The sequence below is a fragment of the Arthrobacter sp. ZBG10 genome, assembly GCF_001238605.1.
Taxonomy (GTDB): domain Bacteria; phylum Actinomycetota; class Actinomycetes; order Actinomycetales; family Micrococcaceae; genus Arthrobacter.
Window position 1 is genome coordinate 1 of the sequence record NZ_LFQH01000121.1, and the last position, 332, is coordinate 332.

The 332-nt window shown below is 66.6% G+C and carries 1 protein-coding gene; it reads left to right on the forward strand.

What is annotated here, in order from left to right; all coding sequences use genetic code 11:
• Positions 1-332: alcohol dehydrogenase catalytic domain-containing protein (locus ACU18_RS18800; protein ID WP_157407866.1), on the forward strand; the 332-nt coding region annotated here is incomplete at both ends.

The window sequence follows — 332 nt, forward strand, 5'->3', positions numbered from 1 at the left end:
AGCACCAACATCTGCGGGTCGGACCAGCACATGGTCCGCGGCCGCACTACGGCCCCCGCCGGCCTTGTCCTGGGACACGAGATCACGGGCGAGGTCATCGAGACCGGGCCCGACGTTGAGTTCATCAAGGTCGGCGACATCGTCTCCGTGCCGTTCAACATCTCCTGCGGCCGCTGCCGGAACTGTAAAGAGGGCAAAACCGGGATCTGCCTGAACGTGAACCCGGACCGTCCCGGCTCCGCCTACGGCTACGTGGACATGGGCGGCTGGGTGGGCGGCCAGGCCGAATACGTCCTGGTGCCCTACGCCGACTGGAACCTGCTGCGGTTCCC